Origin of the sequence: Luteococcus peritonei, from assembly GCF_039526385.1 — a bacterium.
Classification (GTDB): Bacteria; Actinomycetota; Actinomycetes; order Propionibacteriales; family Propionibacteriaceae; genus Luteococcus; species Luteococcus peritonei.
The window spans coordinates 1-25,202 of sequence record NZ_BAAAIX010000004.1; the positions used below are offsets into that span (position 1 = coordinate 1).

Genomic DNA, 25,202 nt, shown 5'->3' on the forward strand with positions numbered 1-25,202 from the left:
TCGGTCATCATGACTCCTCCTGCCCCGCAGGGCGATGGAGCCACTTACACCGTTTCTGGGACAGACCCAACCGTTGCGCTGACCACATGAATCCGCCGCCGTTTTCGGGCGGTTTCGACGATCGAGGGGCCGAGTCTCAGGGTTGATGGCGTCCCACCTGCGCTGCGGCGATGCTCAGGCGTCGGTGCGGCGGGTCCGGACCCCGTGGACCACGGTGTAGAGCACGGTGGTCGGCACCATCAGCCCCGCCAGGGCCAGGTAAATGCCGCGGAAGCCGGTCCACGGCACCAGGGCGCCCAGCAGCACCGGGCCCAGGCCGGAGCCGGCGTCGAACATCAGGAAGAAGGTGGCGATGGCCAGGCCGATGCGGCGCGGCTCGCTGGCGTGCACCGCGATGGTCTGCGCGCACGGGATGATGCCGCCGAAACCGACGCCGGCCAGGGCACCGGCCAGCACCACGGAGGTGGCGGTGGGCCACAGCGCCAGCAGCAGCAAACTGGCGGCGAAGAGCAGCATCACCGGGTACATCACCGCGTTGTCGCCGATGGTGTCCTGGATCCGGCCCAGCACCATCCGGGAGAGCAGGGTGGCGGCGGCGTAGACGATGAAGAACAGGCTCGCCGCACCGACCACGTCGAACTGACGGGCGTAGGAGGACAGGAAGGTGATGATGCCGGAGTAGGCGATGGCGGAGAAGAGCATCACCAGCCCGATCGGGGCGGTGACCGGGTCGATCATGGTGCGGGGGCTGATCCGCCACCAGGTGCGACGCTGCTCGGCATCGGCCGGGTGCTCGGGAAGCCGGACCAGCAGGGCCCCGGCCATCGCCACGACGGAGCTGGCGGCACACCACCAGAAGATCTGCGTGAAGTGCCCCTGCGCTCCCAGCACCGTGCCCAGCAGCGGACCGACGGCCGCGGCCAGCGTCATCGAGAGCCCGAAGTAGCCGGTGCCCTCGCTGCGTCGCAGCGGCGGGATGATGGCCTGCACCGCGGCGGTCAGCGCGGTGTTTCCGGCGCCATAGGCCACGCCGTGCACCAGGCGCAGGAGCAGCAGCAGCCACAGGCTGCGGGTGGGGATGTAGGCGACGGCCACCACGATGAAGACCACCAGCGAGGCGGTCAGCATCTTCCGGCGCCCCACCACGTCCAGCAGACGCCCGGCGAACAGGCGTGCCAGCAGCGAGCCGATCACGAAGGAGCTGGCGGCGAAGCCGGCCATCGCGTCGCCCGCCTGGAAGCGGTCGACGGTGTAGAGCGCCATCGAGGTCATCAACAGCTAGAAGACGATGGAGACGAAGAAGTTGATCGCGAAGGACAGGACGAAGTCCCGGGTCCACATCCGCGGAGGGGGTCCTGCCGTGGTCAGGGCAGGGTCCTGCTGGTGGGTGACGGTGCTCATCGCGTCCTCCTGAGCGCAAGCAGCGCTGGCCGGCGGAGCCGTCCAACTCCTGGCCGACATGGCCTGGATGGATGGGTTCTCACGCCGGGATCCGGCCGGGGGCCGGTGCTCGATCGGAGGTGTCCGGATCACTCGCGGACCGGTCCATGATAGCCCACCCGGCCCGTCGGTCCGCACGGATCGGGCCCGGCACTAGGCTCGATGCATGGCTCTGACCCCGATCATGACCACCCTCGCCTTCGTCCTGCACCCCGACGGCGAGCGGGTGCTGATGGTGCACCGCACCGCGCGCCCGGGCGATGAGCAGCTGGGCAAGTACAACGGCCTGGGCGGCAAGCTGGAGGCCGACGAGGACGTGGTGGCCTGCATCCGCCGCGAGCTGCGCGAGGAGGCCGGCATCGAGGCCACGTCCCTGCGGCTGCGGGGGACGGTGGGCTGGCCGGGCTTCGGCCGCAACGGCGAGGACCACTTCGGCTTCGTCTTCGTCGTGGACTCCTTCGCCGGCGAGGTGCCGCCCTGCAACGAGGAGGGCACGCTGAGCTGGGAGCGGATCGACGAGCTGCACACGCTGCCCATGTGGGAGGGGGACCGGCACTTCCTGCCGCTGGTCTTCGACGAGACCATCCAGCAGTTCCACGGCTGCCTGCCCTACCGGGCCGGTGAGCCGGTGGGCTGGAGCGTGACGACGCTGTGAGCCTGCACGATGAGGCCGGTGCCCGGGCGCTGGAGCTGGCCATGGCCGAGGCGGACCCGTCCTCGCTGGCGGCCGCCACCCGGCTGCGCGCCCACGTCGCCCCGGACCTGGCGGCGGAGGCCCTGGGGCAGGCGGTACTGCGCCGCCGGGCCCGCACCAAGTTCGGCGAGCGCGCCGAGCAGCTCTTCTTCACCGCCGACGCCCTGGAGCAGGCGACCCGCCCCGCCGTGGCGGCCTGGCGCGCCCGTCGCCTGGTGGCGGAGGGGATCACCCATGTGGTGGACCTGGGCTGCGGGATCGGCACCGACGCGATGGCCTGTGCCGAGGCCGGCCTCCAGGTCAGCGCCGTGGAGCTGGACCCCACCACCGCCGAGCATGCCCGCGCCAACCTGGCCGCCGCCGGGGTGCCGCCCGAGGCGGTGCTCACCGGCGATGCCGTCGCGCTGGCGCCCGGGCTGCTGGCCGGGGCCGGGCCCACCACCTGCGTCTTCGTCGACCCGGCACGACGCACCACCTCGGGGCGCACCTGGCGGGTGGAGGCCTTCACCCCGCCCTGGGAGTTCGTCATGGATCTGCTCTCCGACGCCCACTCCACCGTGGTGAAGTTGGGGCCGGGCGTGCCGCGCAACCTGCTGCCCGAGGACGTCGAGGTGCTGTGGACCAGTGACCGGGGCGACGTGGTGGAGGCGACGATCTGGGCCACGCCGAAGGCCGGTCGGGGCAGGGGAGCGGTGCTGCTGCCCGAGGATGTCCGCGTCGACGCCGATCCCTCGGCCCCCGCGCTCCCGGTGGCGCCGGTGGGTCGCTACCTGCTGGAGCCCGACGGTGCCGTGATCCGTGCCGGGGCGCTGGAGCAGGTGCAGCCGGGCGCCTGGCTGCTCGACGCCCAGGTGGCCTACCTGTCCAGCGACCAGCCCTACCAGGGACGGCTGGCCACCTGCTTCGAGGTGCTCGACGAGCTCGACCTCAACCCCAAGCTGCTCAAGGCCTGGGTGCGCGAGCACCGCGTCGGCACCCTGGAGATCAAGAAGCGGGCCCTCGACGTCGATCCCGCCGAGCTGCGCCGCAAACTGCAGCCCAAGGGCCCCAACAGCGCCACCCTGGTGCTGGCCCGCACCCCGGCGGGCTCCCGGGCGCTGGTCTGCCGGCGCTGCTGAGGCCACTGGCCGATCAGCCCTTGTGCGGCCCGGTCGCGAGGGACAAGGATGTGCCATCGGTTCAACGAGGGGAAGACCATGGCCACCAAGCTCCTGCTGGGCATCGACATCGGCACCGGAAGCTCCAAGGGGGTGCTGACCGACACCGAGGGAACGGTGCTGGCCACCTCCGAGCAGCCGCACGACCTGTCGCTGCCGCGGCCCGGCTGGGCGGAGCACGATGCGGAAGAGGTCTGGTGGGCCGACGTCACCGCCATCGTCGCCGAGCTGCTGCCGCAGGCCGAGGGCGGTGAGATCGCCGGGATCAGCGTCAGCGGCATCGGCCCGTGCATCGTGGTCACCGACGAACAGGGCAACCCGCTGCGGCCGGCGATCCTCTACGGCATTGACACCCGCTCCATGGCGGAGGTGGCCGAGATCACCGAGCGACTCGGCGAGGCCACCATCACCAAGCACTGCGGCAACCCGCTCAACGCCCAGTCGATCGGCGGCCGGATGCTGTGGCTGCAGCGCCACGAGCCCGAGGTCTGGTCCCGCACCCGGCACTGGTTCATGGCCTCCAGCTTCGTCGCCTTCCGCCTGACCGGCGCCTACGTCCTGGACCACATCTCCGCCTCCTACTCCGAGCCGCTCTACGACGTGGGCACCAACCAGTGGACCCCGTGGGCCGAGGAGCTGGCCGACGGTGTGCCGATGCCGGAGCTGAAGTGGCCCAGCGAGGTGGTCGGTCATGTCACCGCCGAGGCCGCCGAGCGCACCGGCCTGCCGGAGGGCTGCCCGGTGGTGGCCGGCACCATGGACTCGCTGGCCGACGCGATGAGCGTGGGCGTGCGCCAGCCCGGCGATGCCGTGGTGATCTACGGATCCACCATGTCGATCTTCCTGGTCACCGACGAATTCCTGCCCAGTCGCCAGCTGTGGAGCAATGCCCACCTGTTCGAGGGCACCAACAACCTGGCCAGCGGCATGGCCACCAGCGGCTCGCTCACCAAGTGGCTGCGCGACGTGATCGGCCCCGGCGTCGACTTCGCCGGACTGACCGAGGAGGCGGCCGCGGTGCCGCCCGGCTCCCACGGCCTGCTGGCGCTTCCCTACTTCGCGGGGGAGCGCACCCCGCTGCACGATCCTGACGCCCGGGGCGTGATCGCCGGACTCACGCTGAACCACGGCCGGGGCCACATCTACCGTGCGCTGATGGAGGCCACCGCCTTCGGCGCCCGCCACATCCTCGACGTGATGCAGGCCGCGGGTGGTCGTTCCACCAAGGCCTATGCCGTGGGCGGCGGCACCAAGGCGGGGCTGTGGCCGCAGATCGTCAGCGACGTCACCGGCCTGGTGCAGGAGATCACCGAGCAGTCGGTGGGCGCCTGCTACGGCGACGCCATGCTGGCCGGCGTCGGCACTGGGCTGGTGGCCGAGGATGCCGACTGGACCACCGTCACCGGCCTGGTGGAGCCCGATCCCGAGGCGCGCAAGACCTATGACGTGCTCTACGGGATGTACCGCGAGCTGCACCGCGCCACCGAGCAGCTGCAGCACGGCCTGGCCTTCCTGCAGGCACAGGAGGAGCGTGAGGAGAAGGACGCGGAGCACGGCTGATCGACGCGGACCGGGCGGCGGCTTGGCACTCGGGTTGAACGAGTGCCAAGCCGGGTATAACTTGGGCACTGGCACTCGGCAGCGTCGAGTGCCAACGGTCAGGGCGGCACCCGCGACGACGCCCCGGCCGGACCCCAAGACCTGAAAACCCGCCGCCGTGAAACGGCCACCTAGTCAGAAAGGGGTTTGACGTGGCAACCACGATCAAGCCGCTCGAGGACCGCGTCCTCGTCCAGCCGCTGGAAGCAGAGCAGACCACCGCCTCCGGTCTCGTCATCCCGGACACCGCCAAGGAGAAGCCCCAGGAGGGCAAGGTCGTCGCCACCGGTCCCGGTCGCTTCGACGACAACGGCGCCCGCATCCCGCTCGACGTCGCCGAGGGTGACGTCGTCGTCTTCAGCAAGTACGGCGGCACCGAGGTCAAGTACGACGGCCAGGAGTACCTGCTCCTGAACGCCCGCGACATCCTCGCTGTTGTCACCAAGTGACCTGCTTCGCGGCAAGGGGGACGACCCCCTTGGACCCCCGCGACACTCGCGCGCACCGCAGCTCGCAGGCTCGCAGCTGCGCTCGTGAGACGAAGAAGTGAGCAGCACCGCGCCCGCCGATCCCCCAGGGGCGGCGGGCGCGGCTCTCACGCCCCGCACGTACCAACTCCACAGGAGTATTTGAATGCCCAAGATCCTGCAGTTCGACGAGGAGGCCCGCCGCTCCCTGGAGCGTGGCGTCGACATCCTCGCCAACACCGTCAAGGTGACCCTCGGCCCCAAGGGCCGCTATGTCGTGCTCGACAAGAAGTGGGGCGCCCCCACCATCACCAACGACGGCGTGACCGTCGCCCGTGAGGTCGAGCTCTCCGACCCCTACGAGAACCTTGGCGCCCAGCTCGCCAAGGAGGTCGCCACCAAGACCAATGACGTCGCCGGTGACGGAACCACCACCGCGACCGTGCTGGCCCAGGCGCTGGTGCACGAGGGCCTCAAGGCCGTCGCCTCCGGCTCCAACCCCGTCGGCCTGAAGCGCGGCATCGACAAGGCCGTCACGGCCCTGGTCGACGAGCTGCACAAGAACGCCAAGCAGGTCGAGACCACCGACGACATGGCGGCCGTGGCCACCATCTCCTCGCGCGACGAGGTCATCGGCAAGCTGATCGCCGACGCCTTCGACAAGGTCGGCAAGGACGGCGTCATCACCGTCGACGAGTCCAACACCTTCGGCACCGAGCTCGAGTTCACCGAGGGCATGCAGTTCGACAAGGGCTACCTGAGCCCCTACATGGTCACCGATGCCGATCGCATGGAGGCCGTCCTCGAGGATCCCTACATCCTGATCCACTCGGGCAAGATCTCCTCGATGAACGACCTGCTGCCCGTGCTGGAGAAGGTCATCGCCGCCAAGGGCACCCTGTTCATCGTGGCCGAGGACGTCGACGGCGAGGCGCTGAGCACCCTGGTGGTCAACAAGATCCGCGGCACCTTCACCAGCGTGGCCGTCAAGGCCCCCGCCTTCGGTGACCGTCGCAAGGCCATGCTCGAGGACATCGCGATCCTCACCGGCGGCCAGGTCGTGGCCCCCGAGGTCGGCCTCAAGCTCGACCAGGTGGGCCTGGAGGTGCTCGGCCGCGCCCGTCGCGTCGTCGTCACCAAGGACAACACCACCATCGTCGACGGTGCCGGAACCGCCGAGGACGTGCAGGGCCGCGTGGCCCAGCTGCACGCCGAGATCGAGCGCTCCGACTCCGACTGGGATCGCGAGAAGCTGCAGGAGCGCGTCGCCAAGCTGGCCGGCGGTGTCTGCGTGATCCGCGTCGGCGCCGCCACCGAGGTGGAGCTGAAGGAGACCAAGCACCGCATCGAGGACGCCGTCTCCGCCACCCGCGCCGCCATCGAGGAGGGCATCGTCGCCGGCGGCGGCTCCGCCCTGGTGCACGCCTCCAAGGTGCTCTCCGACGGCCTCGGCCTGGAGGGTGACGAGAAGATCGGCGTCAAGACCGTGGAGAAGGCGGTCGTCGAGCCGCTGCGCTGGATCGCCGAGAACGGTGGCGAGCCGGGCTACGTCGTGGTCAGCAAGGTTGCCGAGCTGGAGCCGGGCAATGGCTACAACGGCCGCACCGGCGAGTACGTGAACCTGGTGGAGGCCGGCGTCATCGACCCGGTCAAGGTCACCCGTTCCGCGCTGGCCAATGCCGCCTCGATCGCCTCGCTGCTGCTCACCACCGAGACCCTGGTGGTGGACAAGCCGGAGGAGTCCGAGGAGGACGGCCACCAGCACTGAGCTGGCCGACAGCACTGACCAGGACCGCCCACCCGGACCTTCCGGGTGGGCGGTCCTGTGCGCTCGGCCGTGGGATGTGCCGGGCGCAGCCCCGGCAGGAGGTCCCGCCCCACGGGTGGGATTGCGGCCGGGCAACAATCTCGTCGCTGGCGGCCACGGGCGGGCCTGATCATCTAGCATGTGGCATGGCGAACACGTTCCCCGAGCTCTGCCCCGGCGCACTGCCAGCCCCGGGACGAGAACCCCGCACCTGATGAAGAGCACCACGCGAGGTGCTGAATGGAACGTTCAAGCCGCAGTATCCGCGGCGCCGCGGCGCCCGAAGAAAGAGACTCAATGTCCACACCTGCACCTTCTGGGGCCAAGCGGGCCCAGGCCGGCGTCCAGCGCTTCGGCACCTTCCTCTCGGGCATGATCATGCCCAACATCGGCGCCCTGATCGCCTGGGGCCTGATCACCGCCCTGTTCATCGAAAAGGGCTGGACTCCCGTCGCCAGGATCGGCGGCTTCGGTGACTACGCCACGGTGGGTGGCTGGCCGGGCGGCCTCGTGGCCCCCATGATCCACTACCTGCTCCCCATCCTCATCGCCTACCAGGGCGGCAAGATGGCCTACGACAACAAGGCGCGCGGCGGCGTGATCGGCGCCATCGCCACCATGGGCGTCATCGCCGGCGTTCCCAGCAGCCCGATGTTCCTGGGCGCCATGATCATGGGCCCGCTGGGCGGCTGGACCATGAAGAAGCTCGACTCCCTGTGGGAGGGCAAGATCAAGGCCGGCTTCGAGATGCTGGTCAACAACTTCTCCGCGGGCATCTGGGGCGGCATCCTGTCGATCGGTTCGCTCTACCTGCTGAGCCCCGTCGTGCACTGGGTGATGAACCGCCTGGCCGACCTCGTCGCCTACCTGGTCAACCACAACCTGCTGCCGGTGGCGAGCCTGTTCATCGAGCCCGCCAAGGTGATGTTCCTGAACAATGCCATCAACCACGGCGTGCTGAGCCCGCTGGGCCTGGCCGAGGCTGCCGGCTCCGCCGGCAAGTCGGTGCTCTTCCTGCTGGAGGCCAACCCCGGCCCCGGCCTGGGCGTGCTGCTGGCCTTCATGTTCTTCGGCAAGGGTGCGGCCAAGGCCTCGGCTCCCGGTGCGGCCATCATCCACTTCCTGGGCGGCATCCACGAGATCTACTTCCCCTACGTGCTGATGAAGCCCCAGCTGCTGATCGCCACCATCCTGGGCGGCGCCACCGGCGTGGCCACCAACATGCTGCTGCACACCGGCCTGGTCTCCCCGGCCGCTCCCGGCTCGATCATCGCCATCAGCCTCGTCGCCGCCAAGGGTGACCTGGTCAAGATCCTGCTCTCGGTGCTGCTGGCCACCGTGGTCTCCTTCATCGTGGCCTCCGTGCTGCTGAAGGCCGACCGTTCGGCCGACGACGGCGACCTGGCCAAGGCCACCGCCGACATGGAGGCCATGAAGGGCAAGAAGTCGTCGGTCGCCGGCAACCTGGTGGGAACCACCGCCGCTCCCCAGGGCGAGATCAAGAACATCGTCTTCGCCTGCGACGCGGGCATGGGTTCCTCCGCGATGGGCGCCTCGGTGCTGCGCAACAAGGTCAAGGAGGCCGGCTTCGGTGACATCAAGGTCACCAACGAGTCGATCGCCAACCTGAAGGACGAGTACGACATCGTCGTCACCCAGGAGACCCTGGCCACCCGTGCCGCCCCGAAGGTGCCCTCGGCCACCCTGCTGACCGTGGACAACTTCATGAACTCGCCGCGCTATGATGAGGTCGTCGAGATGATCCGCACCCAGCGCCAGGGCCAGGCCGCTCCGGCCGCCGCCCCCGTCGCCGCTGCCGCCCCGGTGGCTGTCGCTGCTGCCACTCCCGCGGCCGCCGAGGCCCCCGCCGACGGCGTGCTGAGCACCGAGAGCATCAAGCTCGGCGCCTCCGCCACCGACAAGGCCGATGCCATCACCCAGGCCGGGCAGCTGCTCGTCGCCCGCGGTGCGGTGGACGCCGGCTATGTGGACGCCATGCACCAGCGTGAGGAGTCCGTGAGCACCTACATGGGCAACTTCCTGGCCATCCCGCACGGCACCAACGAGGCCAAGGAGCTGATCAAGAGCTCCGCCATGAGCTTCATCCGCCTGGACCAGCCGATCGACTGGAACGGCAACCAGGTCAGGTTCGTCGTCGGCATCGCCGGCAAGAACAAGGAGCACCTGCAGATCCTGGGCAAGCTGGCCAAGATCTTCTCCAGCAATGACTCCGTGCAGGCCCTGGAGAATGCCTCCAGCGCCGACGAGGTCGCCGCCATCCTCGGAAAGGTCAACAACTGATGAAGGCCGTCCACTTCGGAGCAGGCAACATCGGCCGTGGCTTCGTCGGGCTCCTGCTCGACGAGGCCGGCTACGAACTCACCTTCGCCGACGTCTCGGAGGCGCTGATCGACCAGCTCAAGGCTGCCGACAGCTACACCGTGCACGAGGTCGGCGACGGTGGCCGCGACCACGTGATCAGCGGCTTCAAGGCCATCAACTCCAATTCCGAGGCCGAGGCGCTCACCGCCGCGATCGCGGAGGCGGACGTGGTGACCTGCGCCGTGGGCCCGAACACCCTCAAGTTCATCGCCCCGGCCATCCGCAAGGGCATCGACGCGCGCCCCGCCGAGGCCGACAAGCTGGTGGTGATGGCCTGCGAGAACGCCATCAATGCCACCGACGGCCTCAAGGCCTTCGTGCTGGGCGACGACGCGGCGGACGTGGAGTCCAAGGCCGTCTTCGCGAACACGGCCGTCGACCGGATCGTCCCGAACCAGCCCGAGGGCATGGGCCTGGACGTCAACGTCGAGCCCTACTACGAGTGGGCGATCGAGGAGCCGGCCTTCGGCGGCAACCCGCCGAAGATTCCCGGCGCCACCTTCGTGCCCTCGCTGGCCCCGTTCATCGAGCGCAAGCTGTTCACGGTGAACACCGGTCACGCGGCCACCGCCTACTTCGGCTACGGCGCCGGGATCGAGAAGATCTCCGACGTCCTGGCCGACGAGGCGCTGCAGGCGAAGATCTATGCGGTGCTGCAGGAGACCAAGAGCCTGCTGGTGGCCAAGTACGGCTTCGAGCCGGAGGTCCAGGAGGCCTACGTCCGCAAGATCCTGAAGCGCTTCGCCAACCCGGAGCTGCCCGACACCGTGGTCCGCGTGGGCCGCTCGCCGCTGCGCAAGCTGTCGCGTCACGAGCGTTTCGTCGGTCCCGCCGCCGAGCTCGCCGAGCGCGGCATGGGCAGCACCGCGCTGACCGAGGCGATGCTGGGCGCGATGCTCTTCGACGTCGCCGAGGACCCCGAGGCCGTGCAGGTGGGCGAGATCCTGGCCGGCAACGAGCCGGAGGCCGCGGTGAGCGAGCTCACCGGGCTGGACGCCTCCCACCCGCTGTTCGCGCAGCTGGTGGAGGTGGCCCGCGAGGCCAAGGGCACCCGCACCGTCTGAGCCGCAGGCACGTGCTGGCGACGGCCGCTCCCGCCCGGGGCGGCCGTCGTCGTCGATACGGGGCCGGGCGGCCCTTCGCGCGCCGCTAGGATTGGGACCATTCCCGATCACAGAAGGCGGTCAGACGTGTCGCAGGGCCACGACGAGATGATGGACGGACTCACCGGTTCGGGGGTGCCCGAGAAGTTCCTCCCGCTGGGCCTCACCTATGACGACGTGCTGCTGCTGCCGGGGGAGACCGATGTCATCCCCTCCGAGGTGGACACCACCGCCCGCCTCACCCGTGAGCTGAGCCTGCGGATCCCGCTGATCAGCGCCGCCATGGACACCGTCACGGAGAGCCGGATGGCCATCGCCATGGCCCGCCAGGGCGGCCTGGGCATCCTGCACCGCAACCTGTCCATCGAGGACCAGGCCTACCAGGTGGACCTGGTGAAGCGGACCCAGACCGGCCGGATCACCAACCCGGTCACCATCGGCCCGGACGCCACCCTCGAGGAGCTCGACAACCTGTGCGGCCAGTACCGCGTCTCCGGCCTGCCGGTGGTCGACGAGGAGAACCACCTGCTGGGCATCTGCACCAACCGCGACCTGCGCTTCACCCCGGTGGCCGAGTGGGCCACCACCCGGGTGCGCGACGTGATGACCGCGGCCCCGCTGTTCACCGGTCGCGACGACATCACCAACGAGCAGGCCACCGCCCTGCTGCGCCAGAACAAGCGCGAGCGCCTGCCCCTGGTGGACGAGCAGAACCGCCTGACCGGCCTGATCACCGTCAAGGACTTCGTGAAGTCCGAGCAGTTCCCCCATGCCTCCAAGGACTCCCAGGGCCGCCTCATGGTGGGCGCAGCCGTCGGCTACTTCGGCGACTCCTGGGACCGGGCCATGCGCCTGATCGAGGCAGGCGTCGACGTGCTGGTGGTGGACACCGCCCACGGCCACGCCCGCCTGCTGCTGGACATGATCCGTCGCCTCAAGGCCGATCCGGTGGCCAAGGACGTGCAGATCATCGGCGGCAACGTGGCCACCCGCGCCGGCGCCGCCGCCCTGGTCGAGGCCGGGGTCGATGCGGTCAAGGTGGGTGTGGGCCCGGGCTCCATCTGCACCACCCGCGTGGTCGCCGGCGTCGGTGTCCCGCAGGTCACCGCCGTCTACGAGGCCGCCCAGGCCTGCGCCGCCTCCGGCGTGCCGGTGATCGCCGACGGCGGCCTGCAGTACTCCGGTGACATCGCCAAGGCCTTGGTGGCCGGCGCCTCCACCGTGATGGTGGGCTCGCTGCTGGCCGGCTGCGAGGAGAGCCCCGGCGAGACGGTCTTCATCGCCGGCAAGCAGTACAAGCAGTACCGCGGCATGGGCTCGCTCGGCGCGATGAGCAGCCGTGGCAAGAAGTCCTACTCCAAGGACCGCTACTTCCAGGCCGATGTCACCAGCGACGACCAGCTGATCCCCGAGGGCATCGAGGGCCAGGTGCTCTACCGCGGCCCGGTGGGCCAGGTGGTCCACCAGCTGGTGGGCGGCCTGCACCAGTCCATGTTCTACGTCGGTTCCCGCACCCTGCCCGAGCTGCAGGAGCGGGGTCGCTTCGTGCGCATCACCTCGGCGGGGCTCAAGGAGTCCCACCCGCACGACGTGGCCAACATCGCCGACGCCCCCAACTACTCGCGCTGACGCGCCCCAGGAGACAACCGTGTACGACATCGGACGCAGCAAGCGCGCCACCAAGGCCTTCGCCTTCGACGACATCGCCATCGTGCCCTCGCGGCGCACCCGCGGCCTGGACCAGGTGAACCTGGGCTGGAAGATCGACGCCGTCAGTTTCGACTTCCCGATCGTGGCCGCCCCGATGGATTCGGTGATGAGCCCCGCCACCGCCATCGAGATGGGCCGCCTCGGTGGTCTGGGCGTACTGAACCTCGAGGGCCTGTGGACCCGCTACGAGGACCCGCAGCCGATCTTCGACGAGCTGGCCGGCATCGAGGACCAGGTGACGGCCACCCGCCGGATGCAGGAGGTCTACGCCGAGCCGATCAAGGCCGAGCTGATCACCGAGCGGATGCGCGAGATCCGCGCCGCCGACGTGCCCGTCGCCGGCTCGCTGAGCCCGCAGAACACCCAGGAGTTCGCCTCCGTGGTGGAGCAGGCCGGCGTCGACTTCTTCGTGATCCGCGGTACCACCGTCTCCGCCGAGCACGTCAGCGACGTGGCCGAGCCGCTGAACCTCAAGAAGTTCATCTACGACCTCGAGGTGCCGGTGATCGTGGGCGGCTGCGCCACCTACCAGACCGCGCTGCACCTGATGCGCGCCGGTGCCGCCGGCGTGCTGGTGGGCTTCGGCGGCGGCGCCGCGCACACCACCCGCGACGTGCTGGGCATCGAGGTGCCGATGGCCTCCGCGGTGGCCGACGTGGCCGAGGCCCGTCGCGACTACATGGACGAGTCGGGCGGCCGCTATGTGCACGTGATCGCCGACGGCTCGGTGGGCCGCTCCGGCGACATCGCCAAGGCGATCGCCTGCGGCGCCGATGCCGTGATGGTGGGCGCCCCCCTGGCGCGCGCCACCGAGGCTCCCGGCCAGGGCTGGCACTGGGGTGCGGAGGCCTGGCACTCCGAGCTGCCGCGCGGCGAGCGGGTGCGCTTCCAGACCGTCGGCTCCTTCTCCGAGGTGGTCGTGGGCCCGTCCCGGATCCCGGACGGAACCATGAACCTGGTCGGTGCCCTGAAGCGTTCTCTGGCATCGTGTGGCTACAGCGACGTCAAGGAGTTCCAGCGCATCGAGCTGGTCATCCGCTGACGTCCTCGAGGCAAGGAGCGCAGGTGAGCGAGAAGCAACCGGTGGGCACCCACCCGGAACTGGCGCGCCTGCGCTCCAGCATCGACAACCTCGACGCCGCGCTGGTGCACCTGCTGGCCGAGCGCTTCAAGGTGACCCAGCGGGTGGGCGAGCTGAAGGCCACCGAGGGCCTGCCGCCGGCCGACCCGGACCGGGAGAAGCGCCAGATCGAGCGGCTGCGCCACCTCGCCGCCGATGCCGACCTGGACCCCGAGTTCGCCGAGAAGTTCCTCACCTTCATCGTCACCGAGGTGGTCCGCCACCATGAGCTGATCGCTCGGCAGCAGAACAGCTGAGACCAGACGCACCCACTGCACCAGAAGCACGAGGGCCGGGCAGCACCTGCTGCCCGGCCCTCGTCGCGCCCAGGACTACTGCACCTGGAGCACGGTGGTCAGCTCGGCGGTCGAGGAGCCGCCCACCCAGACGTCGATGGTGGTGGCGTCCTGCACCCAGTCACGGGTGGCCGCGCTCCAGTGGCGCAACTGGTCGGGCCCCAGCTCGAAGACCAGCTCACGGCTCTCGCCGGCCGCCAGCGTCACCCGCTGGAAGCCCTTGAGCTCACGCACCGGGCGCGAGGAGGTGCCGTGGCGCTGGTGGATGTACAGCTGCGCCACCTCGTCGGCCTCCCGCTCGGAGGTGTTGGTCAGCCGCACCCGCACGCTGGTGCTGGCACCCACCGCGATCGACGGCTCGTCCAGGCGCAGGTCCTCGTAGCGGAAGGAGCCGTAGGACAGGCCGTGGCCGAAGGGGTAGAGCGGTGTGGAGGCCTCGTCCCAGTAGCGCTCGTGCTGGAACTCCGGCTGGAAGGTGGTGTAGTGGCTCAGCGTCATCGGCACCTGGCCCACGTGGCGCGGCCAGGTGACCGGGAGCCGGCCGCCGGGGGAGACCTCGCCCAGCAGCGCGGCCGCGACGGCCTCGCCACCGCGCGTGCCCGGGTACCAGGCCTGCAGGATGGCGCCGACGTGCTCGTCGGCCCAACGCAGGTCCAGCGGGCGTCCCGACATCAGCACCACGACCACCGGCTTCCCGGTGGCCACCAGGCGCTCCAGCTGCTCCTGCTGGCGTCCCGGCAGGTCCAGGGTGCTCACCGAGGCCCGCTCACCGGTCTGGTTCTGGCGCTGGCCGGCCACCACGACCACCACGTCGCTGCGCTCGGCCAGGGCGACGGCCTGCTCGATCTGCGCATCGTCGTCATGGTCCTCGGCGGTGTGCTCGACGCCGCGGTCCATGGCGTCGAACATCGAGGTGAAGGTGCGGTTGGGGATGCCGGCGCCCTCGACGTGCTCCACCTGCACCTGATCGCCCAGCGCGCTGCGCAGGCCGTCCAGGATGGTGTCGGTCTCGTCCAGGTCGAAGGCGAAGGACCACGGGCCCAGGATGTCGCGACGGCTGGTGGCCATCTGCCCGACGACGGCCACGTTGCGCAGGGCCTCGGCCTTCAGCGGCAGCACGCCGTCGTTCTTGAGCAGCACCAGCGACTTCTCGGCCGCGCGACGGGCCACCTCGCGGTGCGAGGCCTCGGTCAGCACGGCCACGGTGCGCTGCTCGTCGGTGTAGGGCTGCTCGAACAGGCCCATGCGGAACTTGGCGCGCAGCACGCGCCGGACCGCCTGGTCCAGCTCCTCGATCGTGACCCGACCCTCCTCGAGGGCCTGCGGCAGGCGCTGGTAGGCGGCATCGGCCATCGCCATCTCCATGTCCAGGCCCGCGTGCAGCGCCCGGCCCGCGGCATCGCCCAGGTCCTTGGCGAAGTGCTGGGTGGCCAGCGAGCGCACCGCATTGGCGTCGGAGACCACGAAGCCCTCGAAGCCGAAGGCCTCGCGCAGCACGTCGGTGAGCAGCCAGCGGTTGCCGGTGGCGGGCACGCCGTTGAGGTCCATGTAGGCGCTCATGATGTTGGCCGCGCCGGCCTCGACGGCGGCCTGGAAGGGCGGCAGGTAGACATTCCACAGCTCGTTGTCGCTGATGTCGGCATCGTCGTAGTCACGGCCACCGAGCGCGGCGCCGTAGCCGGCGAAGTGCTTCGGGCCGGACATGATCGACTCGGTGCCCAGCGCGTCGGTGGCTCCGCTGCCACCCTGGAAGCCGCGCACCTGCGCCGCGGCGATCGCCGAGCCCAGGCAGGGGTCCTCGCCGGCGCCCTCGAACATCCGGCCCCAGCGCGGGTCGCGTGCGATGTCCACCATGGGCGCGAAGGCCCAGTGGATGCCGACGGCCCGGGCCTCGCGGGCGGCCACCTGCTGGCCCTGCTCCACCACCTCGGGATCCCACGAGGCGGCCATGCCCAGCGGCGCGGGCATGATGGTGCGGAAGCCGTGGATCACGTCGAAGCCGAAGAGCAGCGGGATACCCAGCCGGCTCTGCTCCACGGCGATGCGCTGCAGCCGGTTGGCGGTGGCGACGTCGCGCACGAAGAGCACCGAGCCGGCCGTGCCGTCGGCCAGGGCGGTCTCGACGGCGTTGACGTCGTTCTCGGCGTTCACCTCGTTCTCGGGGCTGTCGTCGATCTCCAGCTGGCCGAAGTAGAAGTACTGGGTGAGCTGCCCGGCCTTCTCCTCGACGCTGAGGCGGCCCAGCAGGTCCTCGACGCGCTGCTCGACGTCGAGCGCGGGGTCGCGGAAGGGTTCGGTTCGGTTCATGTGTGTCTTCTCCTGTGAATGCACCAGTTCCTGACCGCTAGGTTAGTTTGTGGCGCGACACAGCGGAAGGGCATGACGAAAAGGGCCCCGGCGCAGCGCGCCGGGGCCCTTCCCTCAGGGGGTCAGTTCATCAGGTCCGAGTAGAGGACCGTGGACAGGTAGCGCTCGCCGAAGTCGGGCAGCACCACGACGATGGTCTTGCCGGCATTCTCCGGACGCTGGGCCACCTCGGCGGCGGCCACCAGGGCGGCACCCGAGGAGATGCCCACCAGCAGGCCCTCCTCGGCGGCGGCCTGGCGCGCCTTCTCGATGGCGTCCTCGCCGGTGACGTCGATCACCTCGTCGATGACGGACTGGTCCAGGATGTCGGGGACGAAGTTGGCACCCAGGCCCTGGATCTTGTGCGGGCCGGCGGTGCCCTCGGTGAGCAGCGGGCTCTCCTTGGGCTCGACGGCCACGATCTTCACCTCGGGCTTGCGCTCCTTGAGCACATGGCCCACGCCGGTGATGGTGCCGCCGGTGCCGATGCCGGCCACGAAGATGTCGATGGTGCCGTCGGTGTCGGCCCAGACCTCCTCGGCGGTGGTCTTCTTGTGGATCTCCACATTGGCCTGGTTGGCGAACTGGCGGGCCAGGATGCCGCCGCGCTCGGCGGCGATCTCCTCGGCCTTGGCCACGGCGCCCTTCATGCCGGCCGGGCCGGGGGTCAGCACCAGCTCGGCGCCGTAGGCGCGCAGCAGGGCGCGACGCTCCAGGCTCATGGTCTCGGGCATGCAGAGCACGACGTTGTAACCGCGGGCCGCACCCACCATGGCCAGGGCGATGCCGGTGTTGCCACTGGTGCCCTCCACGATCGTGCCACCGGGCTTGAGCTCGCCGGAGGCCTCGGCAGCGTCAACGATCGCGACGCCGATGCGGTCCTTGACGGAGTTCGCGGGATTGTAGAACTCGAGCTTGGCCAGCACGGTGGCCTGGTCACCCGCGAGCTTGTTGACCTTCACCAGGGGGGTGCGGCCAACGACAGCAGTCACATCGTCAAAAGTGTTCATGCCCGTGACAACACCATGAACCGGGGGCTTGTTCCCACCGTGAGATTTTGTCTCGGATCCTGGGACGTGCCGGGGCTGCCGGCGGGCCGGTCGCGGGCGTGGAGGAGGGTGGCTTTCCACTAGGCTGTCGCCCATGTCAGCAGCCCAGGACCTCGTCGTCGTCATCGACTTCGGCGCACAGTACGCACAGCTGATCGCGCGCCGGGTGCGCGAGGCCAATGTGTACTCCGAGATCATGCCCCACACCGCCTCGGTGGCCGATGTGATGGCCAAGCAGCCGAAGGCGATCATCCTGTCCGGCGGACCGCAGTCGGTCTACGCCGAGGGCGCCCCGCAGGTGGACCCCCGGCTGTTCACCCAGGGAGTGCCCGCCTTCGGCATCTGCTACGGCTTCCAGGCCATGGCCAATGCCCTGGGCGGCACGGTGGCCAAAACCGGCCTGAGCGAGTTCGGCCGCACCCAGGTGGCGGTCGACGCCGCCGGCACGCTGCTGGCCGACCTGCCCGCCACCATGAACGTGTGGATGAGCCACGGCGACTCGGTCTCCAGCGCCCCCGAGGGCTTCTCCGAGCTGGCCCGCTCGGCCGGCGCCCCGGTGGCCGCCTTCGAGAATGTCGACGCGGGCCTGGCCGGCGTCCAGTGGCATCCCGAGGTGCTGCACTCCGAGCAGGGTCAGAAGGTCCTGGAGCGTTTCCTGTTCGAGATCGCGGGCTGCCGTGCCGAGTGGACCAGCGCCAACATCGTCGACGAGCAGGTGGAGCTGATCCGCCAGCAGGTGGGCGACAAGCAGGTGATGTGCGCCCTGTCCGGCGGCGTCGACTCCGCCGTCGCGGCCGCCCTGGTGCAGCGCGCCATCGGCGACCAGCTGACCTGCGTCTTCGTCGACCACGGCCTGCTGCGCGAGGGCGAGGCGGAGCAGGTCAAGAAGGACTTCGTGGAGATCACCGGCGTCGAGCTGGTGGTGGCCGACGAGCGCGAGCGCTTCCTGGGCCACCTGGCCGGCGTCACCGACCCCGAGACCAAGCGCAAGATCATCGGCCGCGAGTTCATCCGCACCTTCGAGGACGTGGCGCGTCGGCTGAACGAGGAGAAGGACATCGAATTCCTCGTCCAGGGCACGCTCTACCCCGACGTGGTGGAGTCCGGCGGCGGCGAGGGCGCCAGCAACATCAAGAGCCACCACAACGTCGGTGGCCTGCCCGACGACCTGCAGTTCAGCCTGATCGAGCCGCTGCGCACCCTGTTCAAGGACGAGGTGCGCGCCGTCGGCAGCCAGCTCGGCCTGCCCGACTCCATGGTGTGGCGCCAGCCCTTCCCCGGCCCCGGCCTGGCGATCCGCATCATCGGTGCCGTCGACGAGGAGCGCCTGGCCATCCTGCGCCGCGCCGACGCCATCGCCCGCGAGGAACTCACCAGGGCCGGCCTGGACCGCGACATCTGGCAGTTCCCGGTGGTGCTGCTGGCCGACGTGCGCTCCGTGGGCGTCCAGGGCGACGGCCGCACCTACGGCCACCCGATCGTGCTGCGCCCCGTCACCAGCGAGGACGCCATGACCGCCGACTGGGGCCGGCTGCCCTACGACCTGCTGGAGCGGATGAGCACCCGCATCACCAACGAGGTGCGCGAGGTCAACCGCGTCGTGGTGGACGTGACCTCGAAGCCGCCGGGCACGATCGAATGGGAGTGAGGGGGGCGACCCCCTCAGACCCCCGGGCTCCGCGCGCGTGAACCCTTCGCTCCTGCGTCGCTCAGGGGCGCACGGAGTCAGGAGGGGAGTGAGGGGGGCGACCCCCTCAGACCCCCGGGCTCCGCGCGCGTGAACCCTTCGCTCCTGCGTCGCTCAGGGGCGCACGGAGTCAGGAGGGGAGTGAGGGGGCGACCCCCTCAGGCCCCCGGGCTCCGCGCGCGTGAACCCTTCGCTCCTGCGTCGCTCAGGGGCGCACGGAGTCAGGAGGGGAGTGAGGGGCGACCCCCTCAGACCCCCGGGCTCGTCAGACCCAGCCCGAACAGCACAGCGCCCGCCCCCATTCGGGGCGGGCGCTGTGCTATGTGGACCGGGTGAGGTCAGTTCCGCACGTCGGGATCGTCGACGTAGGGGTTGAAGACCTCCTGCGGCTTGCCGGGGGCCTGATTGGAGCTGCGGTCGGCATTCCACTGCTTGGCCTGGGCCACCAGCTTGTCGGCGCCGGCGGTCTCGGAGCCCTCCTCGGGCATCAGCAGCCACATGATCGGGTAGATCCAGGCGGTGACGCCGCCGAGGAAGACGGCCAGCAGGACGACCACGCGCACGACGCCGACATCGACCTTGAGGTAGCGGGCGATGCCGGAGCAGACACCGGCGATCAGGCGGTCATCGGTGGGACGGACGAGGCCGGGAACGAGAGCCATGATTTCTTCTCCTTGGGTGAAAGGGTTCTTCTTCGGGTCGGGTCGGTCATGGGGAGGGGGTCAGGGGCGGCGTCGTGTCAACAGGCCTCCCAGCAGTCCGAGGGCGATCAGCGCGCAGGAGCCCCAGAGCACCAGGTGGTGCTGGCTGAGGTGGTGCCCGGTGGCCTGCCACAGCCCGGCGGCCGCGGCGAGGCCGAAGAGCAGGGCCCACAGCAGCGTCGAGACATCGCGGTGATCAGACACGACGCACCTCCACGGTGGAGCCCCAGGCCTGCAGGTCCAGCGTGACGGTGGCCTTGCCGGAGCCCGGCAGCTCGATGCTGTCCGAGGAGCCGCCCACCACATGGGTGTCCTGGCCCGCACCGACGACGCCCAGGGTGGCGCCGCGCAGCGCGTAGTCGATCTCCAACGGCGCGTCCTTGGGCACCAGCACCACGACGGTGGAGACCCGGGCCTGCAGGGCGAGGTCCACGTCGCGGTCCAGCGTCAGGCCGGACAGGTCGTAGGTCACCGTCGAGGCCGTCAGACGTTGCGTCTCCTCCGGCACCTCGCTGCTGCTGGACCAGGCGAAGTGCTGCTGGCTGCCGGTGAGCTCGGTGCCCGCCTCGGGCATCGCTCGGGGAACGAGCAGCGCCACCATGAGCGCGAGGCCCGCCACCACCGCCAGGCGAGGCCGGGGGAGGCGCAGCAGCCAGGTGGCCGCCAGGCCGCTGGCGACGACGGCCAGCGCCACGGTCTCGCCCATCAGGTCGGCCGATGAGGACGGGGCCCACATGGCGGCCAGGGTGCCCGCACCGGCCGCGGCCAGCAGCAGGACGATCCCGAAGAGCCAGGAGCGGCGCGGGCGCCTCACGGGCAGAGCCGTCGCCCCGGCCGTCGGGGGCCAGGCCTGCGGGTCCGGCAGCGGTGTGGGTGCGGGCAGCGACACCGTGGGGATGACAGTGGGGGCCGGGGTGGACAGGTTCGCGAGGGAGTTCGGCCGCTCTGCAGCGGCCTGCACCTCGTCGAGGCGGGCCCGCCAGGCCATGGCGGCACGCTCGAAGTCCGTGAAGGGCGTCGTCCGGGGCAGGGAAGTCGACGCCACAGGGGGCTGCTGGCCAAGGGACTGCTGGGTGGTGGCCGGGGTCTCGTCGTGCTGGCGCTGGTGCCGTGCCAGCAGGAAGAGTCCGCCGAGCACCAGAGCCGGGCCGATGCTCCACGGCGTCGCGCCCAGCAGCACCAGCGCGGTGAGCAGGCAGGCCACGAGCAGCGCATTGCGACGCTGCTGCGGGCTCCAGCCTGCGGCGGCCGGGTACCAGTGCTCCAGCAGGGAGGTCTGCTCCCCGGCGCGCGGCATGACGAGCCAGCACCAGCCGTAGACCGCCAGCCCGATGCCGGAACTGAGCGCCAGCAGCACCATGCCCACGCGCAGCAGCAGGGGGTCCAGGCCGAGGCTCCTCGCCAGGGTGGAGCAGACGCCCGCGACGACGGCGTCGTCACGGCTGCGTCGCAGCTCCGGCAAGGTGTCCAGGTCCATGACTCCATCCTTGCCGGGGCGGGTGCTGCGGACCATCGGGCATTCCCCTGATCCGCACCCCGGAAGCCGGGGTGCGAAGACCCTGGCGACCTGTTAACTTAGGTCTCCCTTACTTAGGTAAGGCTTACCTCATCTTCTATAGGAGTTCCCATGGTCACCCGCCCCGTCCTCACGAGCCTCGCGCTCCTCTCCGTCGTCGCACTCGCCGCCTGCGGCCAGTCCTCCGCGAACCCTGCCTCCTCGGGCGCCAGCACCCCAGCAGGGGAGTCGAGCTTCCCGGTCACCATCAAGCACGCGCTCGGTGAGACCACGATCAGCAAGAAGCCGCAGCGGGTCGCCACGGTGGCCTGGGCCAACCACGAGGTGCCGCTCGCACTGGGCGTAGTCCCGGTCGGGATGAGCAAGGCCACCTGGGGTGACGACGACCAGGACGGTGTCCTGCCCTGGGTGGAGGAGAAGCTCACCGAGCTGGGCGCCGAGACCCCCGTGCTCTTCGACGAGACCGACGGCGTCCCCTTCGAGCAGGTGGCCGACACCCGGCCCGACGTCATCCTGGCCGCCTACTCCGGCATCACCCAGGAGGACTACCAGAAGCTCAGCAAGATCGCGCCCGTCGTCGCCTATCCCGACACCCCCTGGGGCACCACGCTGGATGAGACCATCCGGCTGAACAGCGAGGCGATCGGGCTCAAGGCCGAGGGGGAGAAGCTGGTCACGGACCTGGAGGCGACGGTCGACGAGATGGTCGCCAGGCACTCCTCCCTCAAGGGGCGCACGGCACTGTTCGCCAGCATCGATGCCACCGACGCGAGCAAGGTGGGTTTTTACACCACCCATGACCCGCGCGCCGCCTTCCTCACCGAGGAGCTGGGCATGAAGACGCCGAAGGCCGTCGAGAAGGCGACTGCGGGGACCAGCGAGTTCTGGCAGCAGATCAGCTCCGAGCAGGGTGACCAGCTCGCCGACGTGGACCTCGCCATCGCCTACGGCGACGCGAAGACCGTGCCCACCTGGCAGAAGGACAGGCTGCTGACCAAGATCCCCTTCGTGGCGAAGGGGCAGGTGGCGGTGCTGCAGAACAACACCCCGCTGGCGGCTGCGGCCAACCCGTCGCCGCTGTCCATCGAGTGGGGCCTTGAGGACTACCTGGACCTGATGCAGGCGGCGGCCCAGAAGTGAGCACCGCCACCGAAATCGGCAGGCCGCAGGGGAGCATGCCGGTCGTGACGCCCGTCGACGGGGAGGCCGGCCCGCCACCCCTGGCGCGACGCGGCGCCACGGGACGGCTGCTGCTCGGCCTGGTGCTGCTGGCCGGACTGCTGGCGGTCACCGGACTGCTCTCGCTGACCTTCGGGGCGCGCGAGGTGGGTTGGGCCGAGATCGTGGCCGGCCTGCAGGGACAGCAGGAGACCATCGGAGAGGCTGCCGTTGCCCGACGCCTGCCCCGCACCGTCCTGGCCATGCTGGTGGGTGCCGCCCTGGGCCTGTCGGGGACGGTTATGCAGGGCGTCACCCGCAACCCGCTGGCCGATCCCGGGATCCTCGGCGTCACCTCGGGCGCCTCGCTGCTGGTGGTGGTGGGGATCGCCTTCTTCGGCCTGAGCAGCCCCAGCTCCTTCATCTGGACCGCCGTGGTGGGTGCCGGCGCCACGGCCGTCCTGGTCTACCTGGTGGGCTCGCTGGGGCGGGGAGGGGCGACGCCGCTCAAGCTGGCACTGGCCGGCGCCGCGGTCTCGGCCGCGTGCAGCTCGTTGGTGAGCGCCGTGATGCTGCCACGGGTCCAGGCGATGGACTCCTTCCGCTTCTGGCAGGTGGGTGGTGTGGGCGGTGCCGATCCCGCTCGGATCGCGCGGGTCCTGCCCTTCCTGGCCGTGGGAGCGCTCATCAGCCTGGCCACCGCACGGGCGCTGAACGCCATGGCCCTGGGGGACGACCTGGCCGCGGGGCTCGGGGAACGAGTAGCGCTGACGCGGGGCCTCGCCGCCACCGGGGCCGTCCTGCTCTGCGGTGCTGCCACGGCGGTGGCCGGTCCCATCGGCTTCGTCGGCCTGGTGGTGCCGCACGCCTGCCGCCTCGTGGTGGGCAGCGACCACCGGTGGTTGATGCCCTATGCCATGGCCGTGGGTGCGGCGCTGCTGACCCTGGCCGACGTGCTGGGCCGGGTGGTCAGCCGACCTGACGAGGTGGACGTCGGCATCGTCACGGCACTGGTCGGCGCCCCGGTCTTCATCGCCATCGTGCGACGCCAGAAGCTGCGTGCCCTGTGAGCGCCGTCGTGGAGGCCGTGCGCGCCGGTCGACTGCGCCGGCGTCGCGCCCGTCGGTCCGGCGTCCTGCTGCTGGCCGCACTGCTGCTCGCCCTGCTCGCCACCAGCCTGATGGTGGGCAACACCTTCTACGGACCGCTCGAGGTGGCCCGGGTGATCGCCGGTGAGACCGTTCCCGGTGCTTCCTTCGCCGTCGGGGAGCTGCGGCTGCCCCGCTCGGTCCTGGCTGCCCTGGCCGGGGCCGCCTTCGGCATGGCCGGCACCACCTTCCAGACCATGCTGCGCAATGCCCTCGCCTCGCCGGACATCATCGGGATCAGCTCGGGTGCCAGCGCGGCGGCGGTGGTCGCCATCGTGCTGCTCCACCTGCCTCCCGCCCTGGTCTCGGTCTTCGCGGTCCTCGCCGCCCTGGCCACCGCCGCCCTGATCCACCTGCTCAGCCGGCGCGACGGGGTGGTCGGCACCCGCTTGGTGCTGGTGGGCATCGGCATCTCCGCGATGCTCAATGCCGTCGTCTCCTGGGTGGTGGTGCGCGCCAGCACCTGGGACGTGCAGGCCGCCATGCAGTGGCTCACCGGCAGCGTCAACCAGGCCTCGTGGGCGGCGATCGCACCATTGGCCGTCACCTGCCTGGTCGCCATGCCGGTGCTGCTGGCCCAGGCCAGGGGGCTCGGCATGCTGCAGCTGGGTGACGACACGGCCGCTGCGCTCGGCGAGGACGTGGAGCGCCGCCGACTCGTCTCCATCCTGGCCGCCGTGCTGCTGGTGGCCTTCGCCACCGCGGCCGCGGGACCTGTCGCCTTCGTCGCCTTCCTGTCCGGCCCGTTGGCCTCCCGGATCGTGCGCGGCGGGGGATCGCTGCTGGTGCCAGCCGCCCTGGTGGGCGCCCTGCTGGTGCTCGGTGCCGACCTCGCCGGCCAGTTCCTGTTCGCCACCCGCTATCCGGTGGGGGTGATCACGGGTGCCATCGGCGCCCCCTACCTGCTCCTCATGCTCGTCCGCACCAGTTCCTCCGGAGGTTCGCTGTGACAGACCACATCCTGCAGGCCCAAGGCCTGGTCCTCGGCTACGGCGAGCGCGTCGTGGTCGACGGTCTCGACGTCGACATCCACCCGGGGCGGATCAGCGTCATCGTCGGTGCGAACGCCTGCGGCAAGTCCACGCTGCTGCGGGCCCTCTCGCGGCTGCTCGCGCCGCAGCAGGGCCAGGTGCTGCTCGACGGGCAGGACATCGCCGGCCTGCCCACCAAGCAGGTGGCCCGCACCCTCGGCCTGCTGCCGCAGTCGCCGCTTGCCCCCGAGGGCATCGTGGTGGCCGACCTGGTGGGACGCGGTCGCAACCCCCACCAGGGGATCCTTGCGCGGTGGAGCGAGGCCGACGACCTGGCGGTCGCCGAGGCGCTGGAGCTCACCGGCACCCAGGACCTGGCCGAACGCTGCGTGGACGAGCTCTCCGGCGGCCAGCGGCAGCGGGTGTGGATCGCGATGGCACTGGCCCAGCGCACCGACCTGCTGCTGCTCGACGAGCCGACCACCTTCCTCGACCTGGCCCACCAGGTGGAGGTGCTCGACCTGCTCACCGACCTGAACCGGCGACGGGGCACCACCGTCGTCATGGTGCTGCACGACCTGAACCTCGCCGCCCGCTATGCCGACCACCTGGTGGCGATGCGGCACGGCAGGATCGTGGCGCAGGGCAGCCCCGACGAGGTGCTCACCGACGCGGTGGTGGAAGAGGTCTTCGGGCTGGACAACCGCGTCCTGCCCGACCCGCTCACCGGCCGGCCGATGGTGCTGCCCATCGGACGCCACCATTGCCAGCCGGTGGGCTGAGCGGGCACGGGGTGGCGACGGGGCCATCCCTGATGGCGGAGCCGGTGGCGACGTGTGAAGCTGGTGGCA

The 25,202-nt window shown here is 70.4% G+C and carries 22 protein-coding genes; 15 read left to right on the forward strand and 7 right to left on the reverse strand.

Annotated elements, in window-relative coordinates; genetic code table 11:
* Positions 1–174 precede the first annotated feature (174 nt).
* The gene (locus ABD073_RS01575) at positions 175–1,272 is read right to left on the reverse strand and encodes an MFS transporter (protein ID WP_343871962.1); all 1,098 of its coding nucleotides are present in this window, start codon (positions 1,270–1,272) and stop codon (positions 175–177) included.
* Positions 1,273–1,278: 6 nt separating this feature from the next.
* A complete protein-coding gene (locus ABD073_RS01580) occupies positions 1,279–1,401 on the reverse strand; it encodes a hypothetical protein (protein WP_343871964.1) in 123 nt (40 codons plus the stop codon).
* 205 nt (positions 1,402–1,606) lie between these two features.
* Between ABD073_RS01580 and ABD073_RS01585 the strand changes: the two genes are divergently transcribed.
* The 10 genes from ABD073_RS01585 to ABD073_RS01630 all read left to right on the forward strand — a co-directional run bounded on the left by ABD073_RS01585 (position 1,607) and on the right by ABD073_RS01630 (position 13,736).
* Positions 1,607–2,095, forward strand: a complete 489-nt coding sequence (locus ABD073_RS01585) for an NUDIX hydrolase (protein WP_343871966.1) — start codon at positions 1,607–1,609, stop codon at positions 2,093–2,095.
* Complete coding sequence (locus ABD073_RS01590) at positions 2,092–3,252, forward strand: THUMP-like domain-containing protein (protein WP_343871967.1); 1,161 nt, start codon at positions 2,092–2,094, stop codon at positions 3,250–3,252. Before ABD073_RS01585 ends, ABD073_RS01590 begins: the two co-directional genes overlap by 4 nt.
* A gap of 78 nt (positions 3,253–3,330) precedes the next feature.
* Positions 3,331–4,851 carry an FGGY-family carbohydrate kinase gene (locus ABD073_RS01595; protein WP_343871968.1) on the forward strand — a complete coding sequence of 507 codons (1,521 nt, stop codon included), beginning with the start codon at positions 3,331–3,333 and terminating at the stop codon, positions 4,849–4,851.
* Positions 4,852–5,042: 191 nt separating this feature from the next.
* Positions 5,043–5,339: a co-chaperone GroES gene (gene groES / locus ABD073_RS01600; protein WP_343871969.1), complete on the forward strand. Its 297-nt coding sequence runs from the start codon at positions 5,043–5,045 to the stop codon at positions 5,337–5,339.
* A 184-nt stretch (positions 5,340–5,523) separates the two neighbouring features.
* Positions 5,524–7,125 carry a chaperonin GroEL gene (gene groL, locus ABD073_RS01605; RefSeq protein ID WP_343871970.1) on the forward strand — a complete coding sequence of 534 codons (1,602 nt, stop codon included), beginning with the start codon at positions 5,524–5,526 and terminating at the stop codon, positions 7,123–7,125.
* A 336-nt stretch (positions 7,126–7,461) separates the two neighbouring features.
* The gene (locus ABD073_RS01610) at positions 7,462–9,465 is read left to right on the forward strand and encodes a PTS mannitol transporter subunit IICBA (protein ID WP_343871971.1); all 2,004 of its coding nucleotides are present in this window, start codon (positions 7,462–7,464) and stop codon (positions 9,463–9,465) included.
* Positions 9,465–10,610 carry a mannitol-1-phosphate 5-dehydrogenase gene (locus ABD073_RS01615; RefSeq protein ID WP_343871972.1) on the forward strand — a complete coding sequence of 382 codons (1,146 nt, stop codon included), beginning with the start codon at positions 9,465–9,467 and terminating at the stop codon, positions 10,608–10,610. Before ABD073_RS01610 ends, ABD073_RS01615 begins: the two co-directional genes overlap by 1 nt.
* Before the next feature lie 147 nt (positions 10,611–10,757).
* The gene (gene guaB / locus ABD073_RS01620) at positions 10,758–12,278 is read left to right on the forward strand and encodes an IMP dehydrogenase (protein ID WP_386751280.1); all 1,521 of its coding nucleotides are present in this window, start codon (positions 10,758–10,760) and stop codon (positions 12,276–12,278) included.
* Positions 12,279–12,297: 19 nt separating this feature from the next.
* Positions 12,298–13,401, forward strand: coding sequence for a GuaB3 family IMP dehydrogenase-related protein (locus ABD073_RS01625; RefSeq protein WP_343871973.1), 1,104 nt, complete (start codon positions 12,298–12,300; stop codon positions 13,399–13,401).
* Between the two features lie 23 nt (positions 13,402–13,424).
* Positions 13,425–13,736 (forward strand): chorismate mutase, encoded by a 312-nt coding sequence (locus ABD073_RS01630; protein ID WP_386751244.1) that lies wholly within the window; start codon positions 13,425–13,427, stop codon positions 13,734–13,736.
* A 75-nt stretch (positions 13,737–13,811) separates the two neighbouring features.
* Here the strand turns inward: ABD073_RS01630 and ABD073_RS01635 are convergent, their stop codons facing one another.
* Positions 13,812–16,082: a glycoside hydrolase family 3 N-terminal domain-containing protein gene (locus ABD073_RS01635; protein WP_343871974.1), complete on the reverse strand. Its 2,271-nt coding sequence runs from the start codon at positions 16,080–16,082 to the stop codon at positions 13,812–13,814.
* A 122-nt stretch (positions 16,083–16,204) separates the two neighbouring features.
* On the reverse strand, positions 16,205–17,131 hold the full coding sequence (cysK, locus tag ABD073_RS01640) for a cysteine synthase A (RefSeq protein WP_343871975.1): 927 nt from the start codon (positions 17,129–17,131) through the stop codon (positions 16,205–16,207).
* Between the two features lie 133 nt (positions 17,132–17,264).
* Between cysK and guaA the strand changes: the two genes are divergently transcribed.
* Positions 17,265–18,818, forward strand: a complete 1,554-nt coding sequence (gene guaA / locus ABD073_RS01645; RefSeq protein WP_343871976.1) for a glutamine-hydrolyzing GMP synthase — start codon at positions 17,265–17,267, stop codon at positions 18,816–18,818.
* Positions 18,819–19,195: 377 nt separating this feature from the next.
* Here the strand turns inward: guaA and ABD073_RS01650 are convergent, their stop codons facing one another.
* Genes ABD073_RS01650 through ABD073_RS01660 form a run of 3 tightly spaced genes read right to left on the reverse strand, consistent with a single transcriptional unit; the run spans position 19,196 to position 21,035 of the window.
* Complete coding sequence (locus ABD073_RS01650; RefSeq protein ID WP_343871977.1) at positions 19,196–19,519, reverse strand: PspC domain-containing protein; 324 nt, start codon at positions 19,517–19,519, stop codon at positions 19,196–19,198.
* A 60-nt stretch (positions 19,520–19,579) separates the two neighbouring features.
* Positions 19,580–19,762 carry a hypothetical protein gene (locus ABD073_RS01655; RefSeq protein ID WP_343871978.1) on the reverse strand — a complete coding sequence of 61 codons (183 nt, stop codon included), beginning with the start codon at positions 19,760–19,762 and terminating at the stop codon, positions 19,580–19,582.
* A complete protein-coding gene (locus ABD073_RS01660) occupies positions 19,755–21,035 on the reverse strand; it encodes a PspC domain-containing protein (RefSeq protein WP_343871979.1) in 1,281 nt (426 codons plus the stop codon). Before ABD073_RS01660 ends, ABD073_RS01655 begins: the two co-directional genes overlap by 8 nt.
* A 150-nt stretch (positions 21,036–21,185) precedes the next feature.
* Between ABD073_RS01660 and ABD073_RS01665 the strand changes: the two genes are divergently transcribed.
* The 4 genes from ABD073_RS01665 to ABD073_RS01680 are packed head-to-tail and all read left to right on the forward strand — an operon-like array spanning position 21,186 to position 25,133.
* Positions 21,186–22,214 (forward strand): iron-siderophore ABC transporter substrate-binding protein, encoded by a 1,029-nt coding sequence (locus ABD073_RS01665; RefSeq protein WP_343871980.1) that lies wholly within the window; start codon positions 21,186–21,188, stop codon positions 22,212–22,214.
* Between the two features lie 35 nt (positions 22,215–22,249).
* A complete protein-coding gene (locus ABD073_RS01670; protein ID WP_386751248.1) occupies positions 22,250–23,302 on the forward strand; it encodes a FecCD family ABC transporter permease in 1,053 nt (350 codons plus the stop codon).
* Positions 23,299–24,330, forward strand: a complete 1,032-nt coding sequence (locus ABD073_RS01675; protein WP_343871982.1) for a FecCD family ABC transporter permease — start codon at positions 23,299–23,301, stop codon at positions 24,328–24,330. Before ABD073_RS01670 ends, ABD073_RS01675 begins: the two co-directional genes overlap by 4 nt.
* A complete protein-coding gene (locus ABD073_RS01680; protein ID WP_343871983.1) occupies positions 24,327–25,133 on the forward strand; it encodes an ABC transporter ATP-binding protein in 807 nt (268 codons plus the stop codon). Before ABD073_RS01675 ends, ABD073_RS01680 begins: the two co-directional genes overlap by 4 nt.
* Positions 25,134–25,202 lie beyond the last annotated feature (69 nt).

Excerpts from the sequence above, each read along its gene's own strand:
- ABD073_RS01670 (WP_386751248.1), top strand. The coding sequence starts at position 22,250 with ATGCCGGTCGTGACGCCCGTCGACGGGGAGGCCGGCCCGCCACCCCTG.
- guaA (WP_343871976.1), top strand. The coding sequence starts at position 17,265 with ATGTCAGCAGCCCAGGACCTCGTCGTCGTCATCGACTTCGGCGCACAG.
- ABD073_RS01595 (WP_343871968.1), top strand. The coding sequence starts at position 3,331 with ATGGCCACCAAGCTCCTGCTGGGCATCGACATCGGCACCGGAAGCTCC.
- cysK (WP_343871975.1), bottom strand. The coding sequence starts at position 17,131 with ATGAACACTTTTGACGATGTGACTGCTGTCGTTGGCCGCACCCCCCTG.
- ABD073_RS01580 (WP_343871964.1), bottom strand. The coding sequence starts at position 1,401 with ATGAGCACCGTCACCCACCAGCAGGACCCTGCCCTGACCACGGCAGGA.
- ABD073_RS01575 (WP_343871962.1), bottom strand. The coding sequence starts at position 1,272 with ATGACCTCGATGGCGCTCTACACCGTCGACCGCTTCCAGGCGGGCGAC.
- groL (WP_343871970.1), top strand. The coding sequence starts at position 5,524 with ATGCCCAAGATCCTGCAGTTCGACGAGGAGGCCCGCCGCTCCCTGGAG.
- ABD073_RS01660 (WP_343871979.1), bottom strand. The coding sequence starts at position 21,035 with ATGGACCTGGACACCTTGCCGGAGCTGCGACGCAGCCGTGACGACGCC.
- ABD073_RS01615 (WP_343871972.1), top strand. The coding sequence starts at position 9,465 with ATGAAGGCCGTCCACTTCGGAGCAGGCAACATCGGCCGTGGCTTCGTC.
- ABD073_RS01665 (WP_343871980.1), top strand. The coding sequence starts at position 21,186 with ATGGTCACCCGCCCCGTCCTCACGAGCCTCGCGCTCCTCTCCGTCGTC.
- ABD073_RS01610 (WP_343871971.1), top strand. The coding sequence starts at position 7,462 with ATGTCCACACCTGCACCTTCTGGGGCCAAGCGGGCCCAGGCCGGCGTC.
- ABD073_RS01585 (WP_343871966.1), top strand. The coding sequence starts at position 1,607 with ATGGCTCTGACCCCGATCATGACCACCCTCGCCTTCGTCCTGCACCCC.
- ABD073_RS01650 (WP_343871977.1), bottom strand. The coding sequence starts at position 19,519 with ATGGCTCTCGTTCCCGGCCTCGTCCGTCCCACCGATGACCGCCTGATC.
- ABD073_RS01635 (WP_343871974.1), bottom strand. The coding sequence starts at position 16,082 with ATGAACCGAACCGAACCCTTCCGCGACCCCGCGCTCGACGTCGAGCAG.
- guaB (WP_386751280.1), top strand. The coding sequence starts at position 10,758 with ATGATGGACGGACTCACCGGTTCGGGGGTGCCCGAGAAGTTCCTCCCG.